Consider the following 797-nt stretch of genomic DNA (forward strand, 5'->3'; position numbering starts at 1 on the left):
ATGGCGCTCAGCGCACGCATCCAGACGCGGGACGGCTGGGCCGTGCCCCACGCGGTGGTCACGGTGACCGACATGACCGGTACGCAGGTGCTGCGCGCCGGAACCGACAGCGAGGGTGCCGTACGGGACGCGACGCCCCTCGCCCCCGGCCCGTACACGGTGATCGTCACCGCCGTCGGCTACGCACCCGCCGCATCCACCGCCATCGTCACGGCGAGCGGGCGCGCCGAGATCGGCAACGTCGTCCTCGCCCGCCAGGGCGGCACCGAGCTGCCGCCGCCCGGGCCCTGGAGCATCGACCCCGCGCACTCCTCGGTCGGCGCGGTCGCCCAGCACCTGGGCATCTCCAGCGTGCACGGCCGCTTCACCGACTTCGGCGGACGCATCGAGATCGCCCATGACGTGGAGAAGTCCCGCGTCGAGGCAGTCATCCGCGCCGCCTCCATCAACACCGGCAACAACATGCGCGACGGACACCTCAGGTCGCCCGACTTCCTCGACGTCGAGCAGTACCCGGAGATCACCTACCGCTCGACCGGACTGAGCCCCGCCGGATCCGACCGCTGGACCGTCCACGGCGAACTCCAGCTGCACGGCGTCGTACGCCCCGCCGACCTCGACCTCGCCTACCTCGGCACCGGACCCGACCCCTGGGGCGGCGTCCGCGCAGCCTTCCGCGCAACCACCGAACTGCGACGCGAAGACTTCGCAATGAACTACAACCAAGTCGTACAGGCCGGCATCGCCGCCATCGGCACGACACTCAAGGTCGCACTCGACATCCAGGCCGTACAAGG

The 797-nt window shown here is 70.8% G+C and carries 1 protein-coding gene; it reads left to right on the forward strand.

What is annotated here, in order from left to right; all coding sequences use genetic code 11:
• Positions 1-797 (forward strand): YceI family protein (locus tag H1D24_RS41590; RefSeq protein ID WP_181662967.1); only part of this gene is annotated, 797 nt, incomplete at both ends.

The organism is Streptomyces himalayensis subsp. himalayensis (assembly GCF_013778455.1).
GTDB lineage: Bacteria > Actinomycetota > Actinomycetes > Streptomycetales > Streptomycetaceae > Streptomyces > Streptomyces himalayensis.